Below are 18,553 nucleotides of genomic sequence, written 5' to 3'. Positions count from 1 at the left end.
GAGAAGGCGGCTTTCAACTTTATTTGAAAAAAGTGCAAAAATTATATCATCTCAACGGCCAGGAAGCAGCCAAAGACACCACCGATAAGTTACATATTTGTAAATACACATTCACCGTTAACTCAGCGTGGGTTTTCATCCTGATGCCATTCAACCTGCTGATAACCCAACTGGCGGGCAAAGGTTTCGGCCAGCAACGGCTGAACATCGCCTAACGTGACTTCAGGCCGGAAGTGTTGCAGCTGCGTCATGTGCATTCCGGCATAGCCGCACGGGTTAATCCGTAAAAATGGCGACAGGTCCATCGCCACATTTAATGCCAGCCCGTGAAACGAGCAGCCCTTACGAATGCGCAGCCCCAGCGAGCAAATTTTTTCATCCCCAACATAGACGCCTGGCGCATCGGGTCGGGCCCGGGCCGCCACGCCAAAGTGGTCCAGTACGGCAATGACCGTTTCTTCTAAGGCGGTCACCAGCTGACGCACGCCGGTTTTACGGCGTTTCACATCAATCAGAACATACATGATCTGTTGTCCTGGCCCGTGATAGGTCACCTGCCCCCCACGATCGCTTTGTACCACAGGAATATCGCCGGGCATCAGCAGGTGCTCGGCTTTTCCCGCCTGGCCCTGTGTAAAGACCGGATAATGTTCCACCAGCCAGACTTCATCCCGGCTTTCGCTATCGCGCTGATCGGTATAGTGGTGCATGGCGTCTGAGGTCGATTGCCAGTCACATAACCCAAACTGGCGAATAAGAAGCGTGTCTGCAGACAAAACGAGTATCCGTTAAAGAGGGGAGACGCTGAGTATAACGCTGGCGGCGATGAAGTTAAACGCCTTCTGGATGAGAGGATGAGTACAGAGCGGCTGGGTCGGTAGGGCAGAAAATACGGGTCAGCGCGTTGTCTGCGCAGCCTGACCCGCTGACCGGTGTTGACAGCGTTACAGCACCATCCGCACGATTTCAATTTTGCCCAGCTCTTCGTACAGGGTTTCAACCTGCTCGATGTGGGTGGCATTGATCGTGACGTTTACCGAGTGATAGTTACCTTTGCTGCTGGGTTTCACTTCTGGGCTGTAATCGCCGGGTGCATGGCGTTGCACGACCTCAAGCACCAAATCAACCAGCTCCGGCTGTGCCAGCCCCATTACTTTGTAGGTAAATGGGGTAGGGAATTCGAGCAGTTCATTCAGTTTGGTTTTCATAATCACTCCGGTACATAAAAAACAGGCTCCCGCCGAAGCGGGAGCATCATATTAACCTGTAATGGGGGCAGAGTGGCGGTTTTTCAACCGCCAGGCACCATTAACCGAACCAGTGGTGGAACATCAGTTTGATATAGTCAACGATACGACTGAAGAAGCCGCCTTCAGAGACTTCATTTAACACCACCAGAGGACGCTGATCGATAGTTTTGCCATCGAGCTGGAAATTGATACTGCCAACCACCTGGTTTTTCTTCAGTGGCGCATGCAGCTCGGTATTGGTGAGGACATAGCTGGCTTTCAGATCTTTCATCCGGCCGCGTGGAATGGTCAGATAAGCATCCTTTTCGACGCCCAGTTGGACGCGATCGCTGTTACCAAACCACACGGGCTCAGAGGCAAACTCTTTTCCGGCTTTCAGCGGTGCGACGGTTTCAAAGAAGCGGAAACCCCAGGTCAGCAGCTTTTTACTTTCCGTTTCGCGGCCTTTGAAGGTATGACCGCCCATCACGGCAGAGATCAAACGCATCTGTCCTTCTGTCGCAGAGGCCACCAGGTTATAGCCTGCTGACGCGGTGTGACCGGTTTTGATGCCGTCAACGGTCAGGCTGGTATCCCATAACAGACCATTGCGGTTCATCTGACGAATATTGTTAAAGGTGAACTCTTTCTCTTTATAAACCGCGTACTCTTCAGGAACATCACGGATCAGCGCCTGGCCAATCAGTGCCATGTCGCGTGCTGAGCTGTATTGACCTTCCGCATCCAGGCCATGAACGGTCTGGAAATGCGTGTTTTGCAGACCCAGCGCTTTCACGTAGTTGTTCATCAGGCCAACAAAGGCATCCTGACTCCCGGCGACATAATCGGCCATCGCCACACAGGCATCATTACCGGACTGCAGAACGATACCGCGCGTTAACTGGGAAACCGGAACGCGGTCGCCAGGCTTCAGGAACATTAAGGATGAACCTTTGAATACCGGATTACCGGTCGCCCACGCATCCTGCCCGACGGTAACGATATCGTCCTGGTGGATTTTTCCTGCTTTAACTGCCTGACCGATGACGTAGCTGGTCATCATCTTCGTCAGGCTCGCCGGGTCGCGGCGTGCGTCCGCGTTTTTCTCTGCCAGCACTTTGCCTGAATTGTAGTCGATGAGGACATAAGCTTCGGCATCAATGTCCGGTACGCCGGGAATCATGGTCTTGAGATTAACATCATCAGCGATGGCAGCATGGCTGAGGGAGAAGGCGATCAGTGATCCCACTGTCAGGCGTTTTAACAAACGAGAAGGTTTCAGCGTGTTCATGTGTGGGACGACAGCATCCATGGGTTTAAGGTTTAAAAAAGTCACTCATCATAACAAATGCCTGATTTTCAGACATCCGGCTTAGTGAATGAGTTGTTAGCAGAGGTTACCTGTCACGGTAACCTCTTTCGATTAACGACCTGCGGTGGTAACGAAGGCCGCACTCTGGCCTTCGCTGCTCAGCCGTTGCTGTAAGGCCACGGCTTCTGCACGGGTTTTATAACCACCAAGCTGCACGCGGTACACATTGCCTGCGTTTTCCACAGCGCCAGGAACGCCAAAGCGCTGGCGTAAACTGTTAACTAACTGCCGGGCACGTGCTGCATCATTAATGGCACTCACCTGAACGACATAGCCTGAAAGGGATGAGGCACTCTGGCTGGCGGCGGGCTGGCGGGGTGATGCGGCGGCACTGGCCGCAACCGGCGCGGCTGCGACAGGGGGGCTGGCAGCGGGCTCACTGCTTTCCAGCACGCCGCTGGGTAACGGCTGCGGCGCGCCCAGGAAGCCGCTACTTTGCACCGGTGCGCCCATAGCATTATTGCTTTGCAGTGTCGCATTGCTGACGGGTGAAATATCCTGAGCCTCGGGTTCAGCCGCCGGGGCGGTCTGCGGCTGGCTGCTACCGTTCATGATGGGTTGACTGCCACCGCTCATGCCTTGTGGGCTGCTCATGACCGGACCGTTCAGGTCCGGACGCGCAGGCAGGGCATAGCTCTGTTTCGCGACCACGGTGCCGATGGTGCCGGGCCCGGAAAGCGTGCCATCCGGTGCGACACTGATGTAATCAACCCGCACGCGGGAATTGTTGGAGATATTCAGGCGGTCACCTGCCGCACGGGACAGATCGATAATGCGTCCCGGCGTATACGGGCCGCGATCGTTAACCCGCACCACAATCTGGCGGCCGTTTGCCAGGTTTGTCACGCGAACGTAGCTGGGCAGGGGCAGCGTTGGATGGGCAGCCGTCAGGGCATCGGGATCAAAGGTCTCGCCCGTCGCAGTACGATTACCCTGGGCTTCCTCACCGTACCAGGCGGCCAGCCCCACTTCACTGTAGTTGGCCGGATTTTTGATGATACGGTAGTTTTTACCGTTGACGCTGTAGTCCTGATTGGTCGACGGATTGACCGGCTCATAACGAGGCTCAACGCCAGGAATCTCTACCACCGGGCCGTTATAGGCAGGCTGGGGTGGCGCACTTTGTTGTTGCGGTTCCTGGGTAGAACATGCAGCTAAAACCATTGAAGCCAATACAACGCCAAGCCAGTCCTTACGCATCTGCGACCTCTTAAACACTTTTAGATAACATTTTTCGGTGTGTGTGGATCGACATTACGATGCCAAATCCCGCCATAAGCACAATAAGCGCCGAGCCGCCGTAACTGACCAGCGGCAACGGAACGCCAACCACCGGTAAGATACCACTAACCATGCCAATGTTAACGAAAACATAGACGAATAAAATCAACATTAAACCCCCGGCCATCACCCGGCCAAAGGTGGTTTGCGCACGGGCAGCCACGATGAGTCCACGCATAATCAACAGCAGGTACAGCACCAGCAGCAACAGTACGCCCACCAGTCCCAGCTCTTCTGCCAGCACGGCGAAAATGAAGTCGGTGTGACGCTCCGGTAAGAACTCCAGCTGTGATTGCGTACCATGCAGCCAGCCTTTACCGCGCAGTCCGCCAGAGCCAATAGCGATTTTAGACTGAATAATGTGGTAACCCGCGCCAAGCGGATCGCTTTCGGGATCGAGCAGCATCATCACGCGGTCTCGCTGATAGTCATGCATCAGGAAGAACCACAATATGGGGATAAAGGCCGCAACTAACAGGACGGCGATACCAATCAGCTTCCAGCTCATGCCAGAGAGGAACAGCACAAATAATCCCGAGGCCGCGACCAGAATCGAGGTTCCGAGGTCAGGCTGCGCGGCCACTAACAGCGTAGGAAGGAAAATCAGCACCAGAGCGATGGCGGTGTTTTTCAGGGTCGGTGGGCACACGTCGCGGTTGATAAAGCGCGCGACCATTAAAGGAACGGCGATTTTAGCGATCTCAGAGGGCTGGAAGCGGATAAAACCCAGGTCCAGCCAACGCTGCGCCCCTTTACTGATTTGGCCAAAGGCATCCACGGCGACGAGCAGGATGACACTGACAATATACAGGTAAGGCGCCCAGCCTTCGTATACCCGGGGCGGAACCTGGGCCAGCACCAGCATAATGATCAGCCCCATGGCGATCTGGCCGAGCTTACGCTCCATCATGCCGGGATCCTGCCCGCTGGCGCTCCAGATAACAATGGCGCTAAAGGTCAGTAGCGCGAGGATAATCAGCATAAATAGCGGATCAATATGCATGCGCATCCATATTGACCGCTTCTGCGGGCTGTCATTCATCGACATGATTATTCACCTTCGTAGCCTGGCGGTGTGGGGGCCGCATCCGGCAGGACAGTATTATTGTCACCTAACATGATGTGATCCAGTATCTGACGCATTACCGTGCCTACGGCGGGTCCGGCTCCGCCGTTTTCCAGAATCATGGTCACGGCGACACGCGGTTTATCGTAAGGGGCAAACGCGGTCATCAGCTTGTGGTCACGCAGGCGTTCTGCGATTTTGTGTGCGTTATAGGTTTCGTTCTCTTTCAGACCGAAGACCTGAGCCGTACCCGATTTCGCGGCAATTTTGTATGGCGCATCGGCAAAGCTCTTGTGAGCCGTACCATTGGGGCGATTGGCCACGCCATACATCCCGTCTTTGGCAATTTCCCAGTAGCCCGAGTGGATATCGCCTATCGGCTGGGAAGGCGGTTGACGATAAGGCACCAGGGTGCGGCCTTCGCGCGTGGCGCGCAGCATATGCGGCACTTTGATAACCCCGTCGTTGATGAGGATCATCATCGCTTTGTTCATCTGCAATGGTGTTGCCGTCCAGTAGCCCTGACCGATACCAACAGGAATGGTATCACCCTGATACCAGGGCTTTTTAAAGCGGCGCATTTTCCAGTCACGCGTCGGCATGTTACCCGCGCTCTCCTGGGGTAAATCAATGCCCGTACGTTCACCGTAGCCGAATTTGGTCATCCACTCCGACAGGCGATCGATGCCCATGTCATAGGCGACCTGATAAAAGAAGGTGTCCGCAGACTCTTCCAGCGACCTGGTGACGTTCAGACGACCGTGGCCCCACTTTTTCCAGTCGCGATAGCGTTTTTCAGAGCCGGGCAGTTGCCACCAGCCGGGATCGAACAGGCTGGTATTTCGGTTGATAACGCCTGCGCTGAGCGCGGAAACGGCGACATAGGGTTTGACCGTTGAGGCTGGCGGATAGGCGGCCTGAATAGCGCGGTTATACAGTGGACGGTTTTCATCGCTCAGTAATCCGCGATAGTCTTTGCTGGAAATTCCGTCAACAAACAGGTTCGGATCGTAACTGGGCGTGGACACCATGGCCAGAATTTCTCCGGTGCGGGGATCGCTGACCACCACTGCGGCACGACTGCCGGCTAACAGCGTTTCGATGTACTGCTGCAGTTTCAGATCAATGGTCAGATAGATATCGCGCCCGGCCTGCGGGGATTGCTCGTGCAACTGACGAATAACCCGGCCACGGTTGTTTACCTCAACCTCTTCATAACCGGTTTTACCGTGAAGCAGGTCTTCGTAATAGGCTTCGATACCGAGTTTACCGATATCGTGCGTAGCCGCATAGTTTGGCCATTTACCTTCTTTGTCCAGACGCGCCACATCCCGATCGTTGATTTTCGATACGTAGCCCACAACGTGGGTCAGGGTTTGCCCAAAGGGATAGTAGCGGCGCTGGTAGCCTTTGACTTCCACGCCGGGAAAGCGGTACTGGTTCACGGCAAAGCGTGCAACCTGCACCTCATTAAGGCCGGTTTTTACCGGGATAGAGGTAAAGCGACGTGAGCGCTTACGCTCTTTTTCAAACGCCTCAATATCGTCATCGGTGAGTTCGAGCACCGGGCGTAAGTTTTGCAGCGTTTGTTTTAAATCGTCGACCTTTTCCGGCACCAGTTCTGCCTGATAAATCGTACGGTTCAGGGCCAGCGGCGTGCCGGTACGGTCATAAATAATGCCGCGGCTGGGCGCGACCGGCACCAGCTTAATGCGGTTTTCATTTGACCGGGTACTGTAGTCGTCGAAACGTAAAATCTGCAGGTGATAGAGATTAACCACCAGCACGGAGGAGAGCAGTAAGATGCCGACAAAAGCGATAAAAGCCCTGCGGACAAAGACTTTTTGTTCGGCGCTGTAATCGCGAAAGGCGTTGCTTTGTAATTTCATCCGCTACTTGTAATGTCTGGAGTGAGCTTATCGGTTATTCACGATGATAAGGATGATTTGTCGTAATGCTCCATGCACGATAGAGGCTCTCTGCAACCAGCACGCGCACCAGCGGATGAGGCAACGTTAACGTTGAGAGAGACCAGCTTTGTTCTGCCGCCGCTTTACAGGCCGGCGCTAATCCTTCAGGCCCGCCAATCAACAGGCTGACGTCACGGCCATCCTGCTTCCAGCGTTCCAGCTGCTGCGCCAGCTGTGGGGTTTCCCAGGGTTGTCCGGGGATATCCAGCGTCACAATGCGGTTGCCTTTACCTGTCGCTGCCAGCATCGCTTCGCCTTCTTTTTCCAGAATGCGTTTGATGTCGGCATTTTTCCCCCGTTTCCCCGCAGGGACTTCCGTTAACTCAAACGGCATGTCTTTGGGAAACCGACGCAGGTATTCCATAAAACCGGTCTGAACCCAGTCAGGCATTTTGGTGCCGACGGCAACAAGCTGCAATTTCACCGCTTAACCCCAGAGCTTTTCCAGTTCATACAACTGACGGCTCTCTTCCTGCATGACGTGCACGATCACTTCGCCCAAATCCACAACGACCCAGTCAGCGGCGGCTTTACCTTCCACGCCCAGCGGCATCAGGCCAGCGGCACGGGATTCCTGCTCGACGTGTTCCGCGATAGAGGTCACGTGGCGCGTTGAGGTACCGGTACAAATGATCATGAAATCAGTGATGCTCGATTTGCCCTGAACGTCGAGAGTCACGATGTTCTGGCCTTTCAAATCATCAATCTTATCAACAACGAACTCTTGGAGTGCTTTACCTTGCAAAAGGTTCCCCTTCAAAACTGGTGATAGCGGGCTGGCTGAAACCCGGAAGACAGCCAAAAAATTTAGCGGCGCAGTATATCACGCCCATATCAGTCGCGATATAAGCCGGCGCGGTCGATGTAGGTTATCACAGAGGCGGGCAATAAATCGTCGCAGGCGAGGTGCTGATGGCGGCGCTGTCTGATCTCGGTGGCCGATATTGCATAAAGCGGGGTTTCCGCCAGCCAGATCGCCCCTGCAGGACGTTGGTGAAGCTGCTGGCTGTCTTGTGTTACATGGCTGTCCAGCCAGCGTTGCATTGCTGGAGACGCCATTTCCGTCGGATAGCCCGGTCGCTTGCAGACCAAAAGATGGCACAGGCTAAGCAGCTCCTGCCAGCGATGCCATTTTTCCAGCGACAGCAGAGAATCCTGACCAATAATAAAGCCCAGAGGTTGTTCACCCCGTTCGGCACGCAGCGCTTCTAAGGTATCGACCGTCCACGAGGGCGTATCACGCTGTAATTCCCGCGTGTCGATGTCAAAAAGCGGCAAATCGCGAATAGCGCACTCGAGCATTTCAACCCGCTGCTGCGGACTGGCCTCTGGTTGGGGCCGGTGCGGCGGCACATTATTGGGCAGCAGTGTGATCCTCGACAGGCCAATTTGCCCGGCCAGCGTTTCCACCGGGCGCAGATGACCAAAATGCACAGGATCGAAGGTACCGCCAAACAGCGCGTGTAAATCAGACATGGGCGAGGCTCGCAGGGAAAGCGCGATTGGCAATCAACATCGACAGCGTCTGCAACTGCGGCCAGACCGACTGACCATAATCCTGCTTTAGAGTAAGTTCGGTTTGCATCAACAGATGAATGGCCTGCTGTAGCCTGGAGGCGTCAAGGCGCTGAAGTGCTTCCGTAAACAGGTTGCGACGGTTTTGCCAGATACGCTGCTGATCCATTAGCGTACGCAGCGGCTGTTGCGACTGATGCCGTTGCAGATGCAGCAGGGTCATCAAATCGCGCTGCAGGGTGCGGAGCAATATCGCCACTTCGCTCTCTTCTCTTTCTAACTGCTGCAGGATGTGCAAGGCGCGGCGGCTTTTGCCGCCGAGTAGCGCATCCACCCAGTGGTAGGGCGTGAAGTGAGCGGCATCGCTGACGGCGGCTTCAACGCGCGGCAGGGTCAGTTTGCCATCGGGCCATTGCAGTGACAGCCGTTCAAGCGCCTGGGCCAGAGCCAGCAGATTACCTTCATAGCAGTAACACAACAGCTGGACGGCCGCATCATCGATATCGAGCTTGAGGGTTTTTGCTCGGCTGACAACCCAGCGGGGGAGCTGAGCCTGTTCGGGTGTCTGGCAGGGGACCAGCACGGCATGAGCGGAAAGCGCTTTAAACCAGGCACTGTTTTCCTGGGCTTTACTGAGCTTCGCCATTCGGCAAATCAGCAAAATATCGGCGTGAAGCAGCGGGGCCAGCTTGATCAACTGCTCGGCAATCGCCGCGTTAGGGCCATTTTCCGGGAACTGCAACGTTAACGTTTGACGCTGGGCAAACAGGCTCAGCGACTGGCAGCTCATAAACAGGCTGTCCCAGTCGGTCTGCGCATCCAGTGTAAAACTCAGATGTTCTTCAAAGCCCTGTGCCAGGGCACTGGCCCGAATCGCATCTGCACTTTCCTGCAACAGTAAGGGTTCATTACCGGTTAATAAATAACAGGCGCGCAGCCCCTCACGGAGTTGCGCGCTGAATTGTTCCGGATAAATCCTGATCATTTCGACATAGTTGCCGCAGAGGAAGAGACCCCGGCAGCAGGCTGAACCGCTTTTGAAACCGTCGATGTAGAGGGCATCTGCTGATTTTCCATCTGCGCGGCATGCACGGTAAGCAGCTTACGAACCAGCTGTTCGGCAGCGCGCTGACGCATCTCCTGCATAATCATGTCCTGCTCAGCATCTTTCGCCAGCGCCGCGTTCGGGTTATCAAAGAACGAGCGGTAGACGGTTGCGCTGATCGGATAGATCCCTTTATTGGGGATCAGCACCTGAGCAGAAACCGACATCGTCAACTGATACTCTGCTGTGGTACCGCTGATAAATACGGATGCGGTACTGCGGCTTTGTGCTTCTCCACCAAGACGCATCGTCGGGACGGTCAGGCTGTTTTTCTGCGTCGCCTCAACAATATTGACGTTGTTAATCCGCAGCTGTTGGCGCACGGTACGCGTCAGCGGGCCATAAGGGTCACCACTGTCTAAAATCAGCGTTCTCAGTTCGGTTGGCACCTGAGTGGTGCCGCGCGGATGAAAACCACAGCCGGCGGTGATCACCACCGCCAGCATGACAAACAACCTGATAATCGGATGTCGCACAGTTCCTCCTGAACTTAACCCACAACCAGGTTAAGCAGTTTGCCCGGTACATAAATGACTTTACGAATGCTAACACCATCAAGGTATTTCGCCACTAATGGTTCCTCAGCCGCACGAGCCTGAACCTGTTCCTGGGTAGCATCGGCTGCCACGGTAATTTTACCACGGACTTTACCGTTAACCTGCACGACAACCAATAAGGCGTCCTCAACCATCGCGGCGTCATCGGCAACCGGCCATTCTGCATTGTCGATGGTGCCTTGGCCGCCCAGCGTTTGCCACAGTACGAAGCAGGCATGAGGCGTGAACGGATACAGTAAACGCGTCACGGCGAGTAACGCTTCCTGCATCAGTGCACGATCCTGTTCGCTGTCCTGGGGTGCACGCGTCAGCTTGTTCATCAGTTCCATCACGGCGGCAATCGCGGTGTTAAAGGTCTGACGGCGGCCGATATCGTCGGACACTTTGGCAATAGTTTTATGCAGATCGCGACGTAAGCCTTTCTGATCATCGTTCAGGCTGGCAACGTCCAGAGCGACGGTCGCGCCTTTCTGTGAATGGTCATAGGCCAGTTTCCAGACGCGCTTCAGGAAGCGGTTCGCGCCTTCAACACCGGATTCCTGCCACTCCAGCGTCATGTCGGCCGGTGAGGCAAACATCATAAACAGACGTACGGTATCGGCGCCGTAGCGCTCAACCATCAACTGTGGGTCAATGCCGTTGTTTTTCGACTTCGACATTTTGCTCATGCCTGCGTAGATCACCTCACGGCCCTGGGTGTCCACGGCTTTGGTAATGCGGCCTTTCTCATCGCGCTCGACGGTGACATCCACCGGGGAAACCCAGTTACGTTCGCCGTTGACGCCCAGATAGTAGAACGCATCCGCCAATACCATGCCCTGGCACAGCAGACGTTTAGCAGGCTCATTCGAGTTTACCAGACCGGCATCGCGCAGCAGCTTATGGAAGAAACGGAAATACATCAGGTGCATGATGGCGTGTTCGATACCGCCCACATACTGATCCACTGGCAGCCAGTAGTTCGCTGCAGCCGGGTCCAGCATGCCATCTTTATAGTCCGCACAGGTGTAGCGCGCGTAATACCATGAAGACTCCATGAAGGTGTCAAAGGTATCGGTTTCGCGCAGGGCCGGCTGACCGTTCACGGTGGTCTTTGCCCACTCGGGATCGGCCTTAATCGGGCTGGTGATGCCGTCCATGACCACATCTTCAGGCAGGATAACCGGAAGCTGATCTTCTGGCGTGGGCATCACGGTGCCATCTTCCAGCGTCACCATCGGAATGGGCGCGCCCCAGTAGCGTTGACGGGAAACACCCCAGTCGCGCAGGCGATAATTGACTTTACGTACGCCAACACCTTTCGCCGCCAGCGCATCCGCAATGGCGTTGAAACCGGCACTGTGATCCAGACCGCTGCACTCGGCGGAGTTAAACAGCGTACCTTTATCGGTCATTGCGCCAGTGCTTACGTCCGGCTCGCTGCCGTCCAGGTTCAGGATCACCGGCTTGATCGGCAGATCGTATTTCGTGGGCAAACTCCCAGTCACGCTGGTCATGTGCCGGAACCGCCATCACGGCACCCGTGCCGTACTCCATCAGCACAAAGTTCGCGACCCAGACAGGAACAGCCTCACCTGTTAACGGGTGCACCGCAGACAGGCCAGTGGCCATGCCTTTCTTTTCCATGGTGGCCATATCGGCTTCGGCCACTTTGGTATTGCGGCATTCGGCAATAAAGTCAGCGAGGGCAGGATTGCTGGCAGCCGCCTGCAGCGCCAGCGGATGACCGGCGGCCACGGCGACATAGGTCGCGCCGTAGAAGGTATCTGGACGCGTGGTATAAACCGTGACTTTCTCAAGGCTGTCCGCCACGTCAAAAGTGATTTCCACGCCTTCAGAGCGGCCGATCCAGTTACGCTGCATGGTTTTGACCTGCTCAGGCCACTCTTCCAGCGTATCCAGATCGTTTAACAGCTCTTCGGCGTAATCGGTGATTTTGATAAACCACTGTGGGATCTCTTTACGCTCAACTTTGGTGTCACAGCGCCAGCAGCAGCCGTCAATAACCTGCTCGTTGGCCAGTACCGTCTGGTCGTTCGGGCACCAGTTCACCGCCGAGGTTTTTTTGTAAACCAGGCCTTTCTCATAGAGTTTGGTAAAGAACCACTGTTCCCAGCGGTAATACTCTGGCTGACAGGTCGCCAGTTCGCGGCTCCAGTCATAGCCAAAGCCCAGCAGTTTAAGCTGGTTTTTCATATACGCGATGTTGTCATAAGTCCAGGGGGCGGGCGCAGTGTTGTTTTTTACCGCCGCGCCTTCCGCAGGCAGACCGAACGCATCCCAACCGATAGGCTGCAGCACATTTTTGCCGAGCATGCGCTGATAACGCGCAATGACGTCGCCGATGGTGTAGTTACGAACGTGACCCATATGAAGGCGGCCAGAAGGATAGGGCAACATGGACAGGCAATAATATTTCTCTTTGCCTTCCTGCTCAGTCACTTTAAACGTTTCGTTTTCATCCCACTGCTGCTGAACGCGGGATTCAATCTCTTCCGGGCGGTATTGCTCTTGCATGGCTGCCTGTGGTCCTTAATAGATGACACTTTGCTGACTTTACGATCCGCATAGCATACCCATAAGGCCGCGCATCAACAACACTTCCCACTTTTGCAGAGGCGATTTATCGTCAAAGCGTCAGTGCTTTCACTCTTTTACCATTCCTTACCCAGGGAACCGGGCAAATGTGACAAAGTAGCTAAACTTAGTACAGGTACCGAGCGCAAAAAGGAGAATAAAATGAATAAAGTGGCACAGGAGTATCATGAGTCGTTGGCGGTATTAACCGAACGTCTTCGCCACGGCGATCGCGATCTGGATACGCTGGTAGAAGATAGACGCAGTCATTTACGTGCGCACTCCGATCTGACACCGGACGAAATCGATCGGGCGCTGGCGTCGGTGCGCCGCGATTTGGCGGAGTTTGGTCGTAACTATGCCGAAGCAGAAGAACCGGTGGCGGACTCGGTCTTTATGCGCGTGATCCGGGAAAGCATCTGGAAAGAGCTGGCGGACATCACCGATAAAAGTCAGCTGGAATGGCGGGAAGTCTTTCAGGATTTGCAACACCACGGCGTTTACCAAAGTGGTGAGGTGGTGGGCCTGGGCAACCTGGTCTGCGAAAAATGCCATTTTACCCGGGCGATTTATACGCCAGAAACCCTGTCGCGCTGCCCGGAATGTCACCACGATCAGTTTTATCGTCAGCCTTTTGAGCCGTAAAAGAAGCAGGCGGGCAGGGTGCCCGCCTGTTTTTTAGTGCAGAATTTTTGCCAGGAAATCCTTCGCCCGTTCTGACTGCGGATTATTAAAGAAGTCGTCTTTATTCGTGTCTTCAATAATTTTGCCTTCATCCATAAAGATGACCCGGTTGGCTACCTTACGGGCAAAGCCCATTTCGTGCGTAACAACCATCATGGTCATGCCTTCCTGCGCCAGTTCCACCATCACGTCCAGCACTTCGTTGATCATTTCAGGATCCAGCGCCGATGTGGGTTCATCGAACAACATGGCAATGGGATCCATACACAGCGCCCGGGCAATGGCGACACGCTGCTGCTGACCGCCGGAAAGCTGTCCGGGAAACTTTTCCGCATGGGCAGACAGACCGACGCGAGTCAGAAGCTTGAGGCCTTTATCACGGGCGGCGGCTTTATCACGCTTCAGCACTTTGACCTGCGCCAGTACCAGATTGTCGATAATGCTCAGGTGAGGAAACAGTTCGAAATGCTGAAACACCATGCCGACTTTGCTGCGCAGCGTGGCCAGATTGGTTTTTTTATTGTTTACCTCTGTGCCGTTTACCGTAATGCTGCCCTGCTGGATCGGCTCCAGGCCATTGACGGTTTTAATCAGGGTTGATTTGCCGGAACCTGACGGTCCACATACCACCACCACTTCACCGGTCTGAACCTCGGTAGAGCAGTCGGTTAGCACCTGAAATTGACCATACCACTTGGAAACGTTTTTCAGGTTAATCATTTAAACCGTCCTTTTTCTTTTTAGATAGCTGACCAACAGCGACGCGCTCAGGCTGATCACAAAGTAGACCAGACCAGCAAACAAAATCATTTCTACCTGGGTGCCGTCACGCTCGCCAATGGTGGAAGCGGTACGGAAGAAGTCAGCCAGACTCAATACATAAACCAGCGAGGTATCCTGAAACAGGACGATGCCCTGCGTCAGTAACAGCGGCACCATGGCGCGAAACGCCTGAGGAAGAATAACCAGCCTCATCGACTGCCACTGCGTCATTCCCAGCGCCAGCGCAGCGCTGGACTGCCCACGCGCGATACTGATAATCCCGGCACGAATGATTTCAGAATAGTAGGCGGCTTCAAACAGGGAAAAGGCCACCATTGCTGAGATCAGGCGGATGTCGGTCTTGGGCGAAATCCCCAGCACCTGCTGTAAAAAGCTGGGAACGACCAGATAAAACCACAGCAGCACCATCACCAGCGGCACTGAGCGGAACAGGTTGACATACACTTTGGCAAACCAACTGACAGGTTTAAAAGTGGACAGGCGCATCACCGCCAGCAGGGTGCCCCACAGGATGCCAAACACAACGGCCGTCAGGGTGATCTTAAAGGTGATCATCAGGCCACTGAACAGATAAGGCAGGCTGGGAGGAATCGAACTCCAGTCAAATGCGTACATTATTTGCCTCCCACGTTGCCAGGCAGGCGCACTTTGCGTTCGACCAGGCCCATCAGTACCATAATCACCAGGTTAATTCCCACGTAAGCCAGGGTAATCGCCGTAAAGGATTCGTAGGCGTGCGAGGAATAGTCCAGCAGTTTGCCGGCCTGAGCCGCCATATCCACCAGGCCGATCGTCGAGGCAATAGCCGAGTTTTTCACCAGATTAAGCATTTCTGACGTCATTGGCGGCACGATCACCCGGTAAGCATTGGGCAACAGCACATAGCGATAGGTTTGGGGCAGCGTCAGCCCCATGGCCAGCCCGGCATTCTTTTGTCCACGCGGTAAAGACTGAATGGCTGCACGCACCTGCTCGCACACACGGGCAGCGGTGAACAGTCCCAGACAGACAACAGAGGAGATAAAGAATTGCAGATTGGGATCCAGCTCCGACTTAAACCACATCCCCAGATCCTGCCCTACCAACTCTGGCGCAACCAAATACCAGAAGAAGAACTGAACAATCAGGGGGATATTACGAAACAGTTCGACATAGCAGGTTCCTATCGTTGATAACAGACGATTAGGCACAGTACGCAGAATGCCGAAAAATGAACCCACACAGAAAGCAATAATCCAGGCACAACAGGAGACGGCAATCGTCACCTGAAAACCGGACCACAGCCAGCCGAGATAGGTGGTATTACCGAACGGGGCCTGTTCGAGAAATATGCCCCAGTTCCAATCGATACCCATAACGAGCTCCGGTAAAAAAGGGTAGCAGAGCTACCCTGAAGATTGATGAGCGGCTAATTTCGCCTGATTCGGGGGAACGACCCGTTCAGGCTGTCTGTCCACGCCGCGGTTTCAGCAATCGAGAGGGCGACGAGGCCGCCCTTGTTATCGTTGTTAATTCAGTGCCTTGTCATTCGGCGTTTTGAACAGTGTTTTCATGTCGTCAGACAGTTCAAAGTTCATGTTCAGGTTTTTTGGCGGAATAGGCTGTTTAAACCAGGTGTCGAACCATTTCTCTGCCTGACCGGAGGTCTGGGCTTTGGCAATGGTGTCATCGACCAGGGCTTTGAACTGCGGATCGTCTTTACGCAGCATACAGCCATAGGCTTCTTTAGACTGTGGCGTACCGATGATGACCCAGTCATCCGGCTTTTTCGCTTTGGCGCGTTCGCCTGCCAGCAGGGCATCATCCATCATAAAGGCCACGGCGCGACCGGTTTCCAGCGTGCGGAATGAATCACCATGGTCTTTGGCGCTGATGATGCGCATATCCATCTTTTTCTCGTCGTTCAGTTTGTGCAGCAGCACTTCTGACGTGGTACCCGAGGTCACTACAACGGTTTTGCCTTTCAAATCGTCAAAATCTTTGATCGGGCTGCCTTTCTTAACCAGCAAACGGGTGCCGATAACAAAAATGGTATCGGAGAACGCCGCCTGTTTCTGGCGCTCAAGATTGTTAGTGGTAGAGCCACATTCGTAATCGTATGTGCCGTTTTGCAGCAGGGGAATACGGTTTTGCGAGGTGATCGGGATCATTTTGATTTGCAGATCGGGCTTATTTAACTTGGCTTTAATAGCTTCTGCGATAGCGTTTGAATACGCCTGAGAATAGCCAACGACCTTTTGCTGGTTGTCGTAATAAGAAAAGGGAACTGATGATTCACGATGCCCGATGACAATGACGCCATTGTCATTGATTTTCTTCAGGGTACCGCTCAGATCTTCCGCCTGGGCCGCTCCCGCCGCTGCGCTTAACAGCAGAAGAGATAATGCCACTTTGCGTAATTGCATGTTCCAACTCCTTCATGTGGAAAGTGCACAGGATCTACCCTGTACTGATTGTGTGATGTTGTGTGTATTTTGCGCTGCTTTTTTTGTTATCCCTTCGCGCGACTGCGCTAAGAATATTCACTAACATAGCGGATTGTTAACTCAATGAAACAAAAAAGTTTCTTTTTTGCGATGTCATTCGCACCAAAAAAAGGCAAATAATCGCCATTGCACGTAAAAGGTGCGCATCTGGACTCTTTTTAGTGCGTCTAGTCCGTTAACTGGCCCGAATGTCGATGAATACAGAAACATTTTGCAATCATCGTGCCAAAACAAAATGACAATTGGGTGAAATGGCCGTTTTACTGCAGAGGCAGAGGCAGAGGCAGAGGCAGAGGCAGAGGCAGAGGCAGAGGCAGAGGCAGAGGCAGAGGCAGAGGCAGAGGCAGAGGCAGAAGCGGACAGAAAAAGAGGCGGCGAAACAGCGCTTCGCCGCAGAGGATTAGCGGTTACGCCTGATAAAGGCAATGACGCCGCTCAGCAGCGCGGCCAACCACACCGGCCAGATGCCGGCTTTGGAATAGGGTGTTTCACCGCGGGTGGGCGTCACGTTATCCACTAAAACATCCCGGGTGAACTGGGGCAGCACTTTCTCCACATCGCCATCGGCATTCACCACGGCCGTTACGCCGTTGTTAGTGCCGCGCAGAAGTGGCCTGCCCAGTTCCAGCGCTCGCATACGCGCCATCTGGAAATGCTGCCAGGGGCCAATCGAGTGACCAAACCAGGCGTCGTTAGAAACGGTTAACAGGAAATTGGTATCCGGACGGAAGTTAGCGCGCACCTGTTCACCCAACACAATCTCATAGCAAATGGCCGTGGTCAGATGATAATTCGCCACATTAAGCTGAGGTTGCAGATAAGCGCCGCGGCTAAAGGCGGACATCGGCAAATCAAAGAAAGGGGCCAGCGGACGCAGCAGATCGGCCATGGGCACGAATTCCCCAAACGGTACCAGGTGGTTTTTTTGGTAGCGGTTAGTGCTGTAGTAGTTATAGGGTTTCGGGCCGCCCAGCACGATGACCGTGTTGTAGTCGTGGTAACGATTCTGTTCCAGCCGTGAATCGACGATGCCGGTTACCAGCGAGCTGCCGCGCGCGCGCAGTTCATTATCCAGCGAACGCAGAAAAGGCTGCTGGTTGCTTTCCAGATCGGTAATGGCCGACTCAGGCCAGATAATAATGGGGGCTTTGCCCATCAGCGGCTGACTCAAATCGCTGTAGATGCGCAGGGTATTTAGCAGCTGCTGCGGATCCCACTTCATTGACTGGGGAATATCACCCTGTACCAGCGCCACGTTTACCGCCTGCTTCGGCAGCGCCTGATACCAGTGCAGATAGCGTAACGGCCAGCATACCGCCAGTAATGCCAACGCGCCCAGCAGGCTTTTAAGATGGCGTTGCTGCAGAGCATAAACCAGTAAGCCCGCAACGATCATCAGCAGGAAGGTGATGGTTTCCACACCGGCCAGGGGCGCAATCCCTTTTAACGGGCCGTTAATCTGGCTATAGCCGAACTGCAGCCACGGAAAGCCGGTTAATATCCAGCCGCGTAAAAATTCGGTGATCTGCCACAGTGCCGGGGCGGCCAGGGCCAGTCGCCACAGGGTAGTTCGCGGCCAAATGCGGTTGAGCAGTCCGGCAAACAGCGCCGGATAAATAGCCAGATAAGCCGCGAGCAAAACCACCAGGAATACGTTAACCGGGCCTGGCATTCCGCCAAAGGTAGCGATACTGACATAGACCCAGTTGATACCGCTGCCAAAAAGGCCAAACCCCCAGATGAAACCTATGGCGCTGGCCTGCGGGCTGGTGCGGTTTAACGTAAGGATTTGCAACCCACAAAGCGAGACGAGGGCGGCAGGCCAAAAATCATAGGGGGAAAACGCCAGCGTGCCGCAGGCACCGCTGAGTAAAGCCAGCAGCAGACGGACCCGCTGCTGCTGGTAAAGTGAGGCTAATGCCATAAAT

Annotated in this window: 17 protein-coding genes and 1 pseudogene; 1 reads left to right on the top strand and 17 read right to left on the bottom strand. The window is 54.3% G+C overall.

Annotated elements, in window-relative coordinates; all coding sequences use genetic code 11:
* Window positions 1–122: 122 nt before the first annotated feature.
* The 12 genes and pseudogenes from lipB to leuS all read right to left on the bottom strand — a co-directional run bounded on the left by lipB (window position 123) and on the right by leuS (window position 12,612).
* Window positions 123–776 (bottom strand): lipoyl(octanoyl) transferase LipB, encoded by a 654-nt coding sequence (gene lipB / locus P9J57_RS14825; RefSeq protein ID WP_128392274.1) that lies wholly within the window; start codon window positions 774–776, stop codon window positions 123–125.
* A gap of 168 nt (window positions 777–944) precedes the next feature.
* Window positions 945–1,208: a DUF493 family protein YbeD gene (gene ybeD, locus P9J57_RS14820; protein WP_006118404.1), complete on the bottom strand. Its 264-nt coding sequence runs from the start codon at window positions 1,206–1,208 to the stop codon at window positions 945–947.
* A 100-nt stretch (window positions 1,209–1,308) separates the two neighbouring features.
* Window positions 1,309–2,520: a D-alanyl-D-alanine carboxypeptidase DacA gene (gene dacA, locus P9J57_RS14815; protein WP_019106261.1), complete on the bottom strand. Its 1,212-nt coding sequence runs from the start codon at window positions 2,518–2,520 to the stop codon at window positions 1,309–1,311.
* Between the two features lie 132 nt (window positions 2,521–2,652).
* A complete protein-coding gene (rlpA, locus tag P9J57_RS14810; protein WP_105077363.1) occupies window positions 2,653–3,801 on the bottom strand; it encodes an endolytic peptidoglycan transglycosylase RlpA in 1,149 nt (382 codons plus the stop codon).
* Between the two features lie 10 nt (window positions 3,802–3,811).
* Window positions 3,812–4,924: a peptidoglycan glycosyltransferase MrdB gene (mrdB, locus tag P9J57_RS14805; RefSeq protein WP_024471157.1), complete on the bottom strand. Its 1,113-nt coding sequence runs from the start codon at window positions 4,922–4,924 to the stop codon at window positions 3,812–3,814.
* A gap of 8 nt (window positions 4,925–4,932) precedes the next feature.
* Window positions 4,933–6,837: a peptidoglycan DD-transpeptidase MrdA gene (mrdA, locus tag P9J57_RS14800; protein WP_013025013.1), complete on the bottom strand. Its 1,905-nt coding sequence runs from the start codon at window positions 6,835–6,837 to the stop codon at window positions 4,933–4,935.
* A 34-nt stretch (window positions 6,838–6,871) separates the two neighbouring features.
* Window positions 6,872–7,342 (bottom strand): 23S rRNA (pseudouridine(1915)-N(3))-methyltransferase RlmH, encoded by a 471-nt coding sequence (gene rlmH / locus P9J57_RS14795; protein WP_013025014.1) that lies wholly within the window; start codon window positions 7,340–7,342, stop codon window positions 6,872–6,874.
* Between the two features lie 3 nt (window positions 7,343–7,345).
* Complete coding sequence (gene rsfS, locus P9J57_RS14790) at window positions 7,346–7,663, bottom strand: ribosome silencing factor (protein WP_014606314.1); 318 nt, start codon at window positions 7,661–7,663, stop codon at window positions 7,346–7,348.
* An 89-nt stretch (window positions 7,664–7,752) separates the two neighbouring features.
* Window positions 7,753–8,394, bottom strand: coding sequence for a nicotinate-nucleotide adenylyltransferase (gene nadD / locus P9J57_RS14785; RefSeq protein WP_014593165.1), 642 nt, complete (start codon window positions 8,392–8,394; stop codon window positions 7,753–7,755).
* Window positions 8,387–9,418 carry a DNA polymerase III subunit delta gene (gene holA / locus P9J57_RS14780; protein ID WP_483279270.1) on the bottom strand — a complete coding sequence of 344 codons (1,032 nt, stop codon included), beginning with the start codon at window positions 9,416–9,418 and terminating at the stop codon, window positions 8,387–8,389. The genes nadD and holA overlap by 8 nt, the downstream gene beginning before the upstream one ends.
* The gene (lptE, locus tag P9J57_RS14775; protein ID WP_013025018.1) at window positions 9,415–10,014 is read right to left on the bottom strand and encodes an LPS assembly lipoprotein LptE; all 600 of its coding nucleotides are present in this window, start codon (window positions 10,012–10,014) and stop codon (window positions 9,415–9,417) included. Before lptE ends, holA begins: the two co-directional genes overlap by 4 nt.
* Before the next feature lie 14 nt (window positions 10,015–10,028).
* Window positions 10,029–12,612: pseudogene (gene leuS, locus P9J57_RS14770) on the bottom strand (leucine--tRNA ligase).
* Window positions 12,613–12,834: 222 nt separating this feature from the next.
* On the opposite strand from leuS, the gene P9J57_RS14765 reads away from it, so the two are divergent.
* Window positions 12,835–13,317 carry a zinc ribbon-containing protein gene (locus tag P9J57_RS14765; protein ID WP_014606311.1) on the top strand — a complete coding sequence of 161 codons (483 nt, stop codon included), beginning with the start codon at window positions 12,835–12,837 and terminating at the stop codon, window positions 13,315–13,317.
* Window positions 13,318–13,350: 33 nt separating this feature from the next.
* Here P9J57_RS14765 and P9J57_RS14760 read toward each other — a convergent pair whose 3' ends face one another.
* The 5 genes from P9J57_RS14760 to lnt all read right to left on the bottom strand — a co-directional run bounded on the left by P9J57_RS14760 (window position 13,351) and on the right by lnt (window position 18,549).
* On the bottom strand, window positions 13,351–14,076 hold the full coding sequence (locus tag P9J57_RS14760) for an amino acid ABC transporter ATP-binding protein (protein WP_013025021.1): 726 nt from the start codon (window positions 14,074–14,076) through the stop codon (window positions 13,351–13,353).
* Window positions 14,077–14,754, bottom strand: a complete 678-nt coding sequence (gene gltK / locus P9J57_RS14755; RefSeq protein ID WP_112899955.1) for a glutamate/aspartate ABC transporter permease GltK — start codon at window positions 14,752–14,754, stop codon at window positions 14,077–14,079.
* Complete coding sequence (locus P9J57_RS14750; RefSeq protein WP_013025023.1) at window positions 14,754–15,494, bottom strand: amino acid ABC transporter permease; 741 nt, start codon at window positions 15,492–15,494, stop codon at window positions 14,754–14,756. Before P9J57_RS14750 ends, gltK begins: the two co-directional genes overlap by 1 nt.
* Before the next feature lie 153 nt (window positions 15,495–15,647).
* The gene (locus tag P9J57_RS14745) at window positions 15,648–16,544 is read right to left on the bottom strand and encodes an amino acid ABC transporter substrate-binding protein (protein ID WP_013025024.1); all 897 of its coding nucleotides are present in this window, start codon (window positions 16,542–16,544) and stop codon (window positions 15,648–15,650) included.
* Window positions 16,545–17,025: 481 nt separating this feature from the next.
* Complete coding sequence (lnt, locus tag P9J57_RS14740; protein ID WP_064374275.1) at window positions 17,026–18,549, bottom strand: apolipoprotein N-acyltransferase; 1,524 nt, start codon at window positions 18,547–18,549, stop codon at window positions 17,026–17,028.
* Between the last annotated feature and the right edge of the window lie 4 nt (window positions 18,550–18,553).

The sequence above is a fragment of the Pantoea sp. nfd-35 genome, from assembly GCF_056892255.1.
This window is presented reverse-complemented; position numbering and strand designations above follow the sequence as displayed.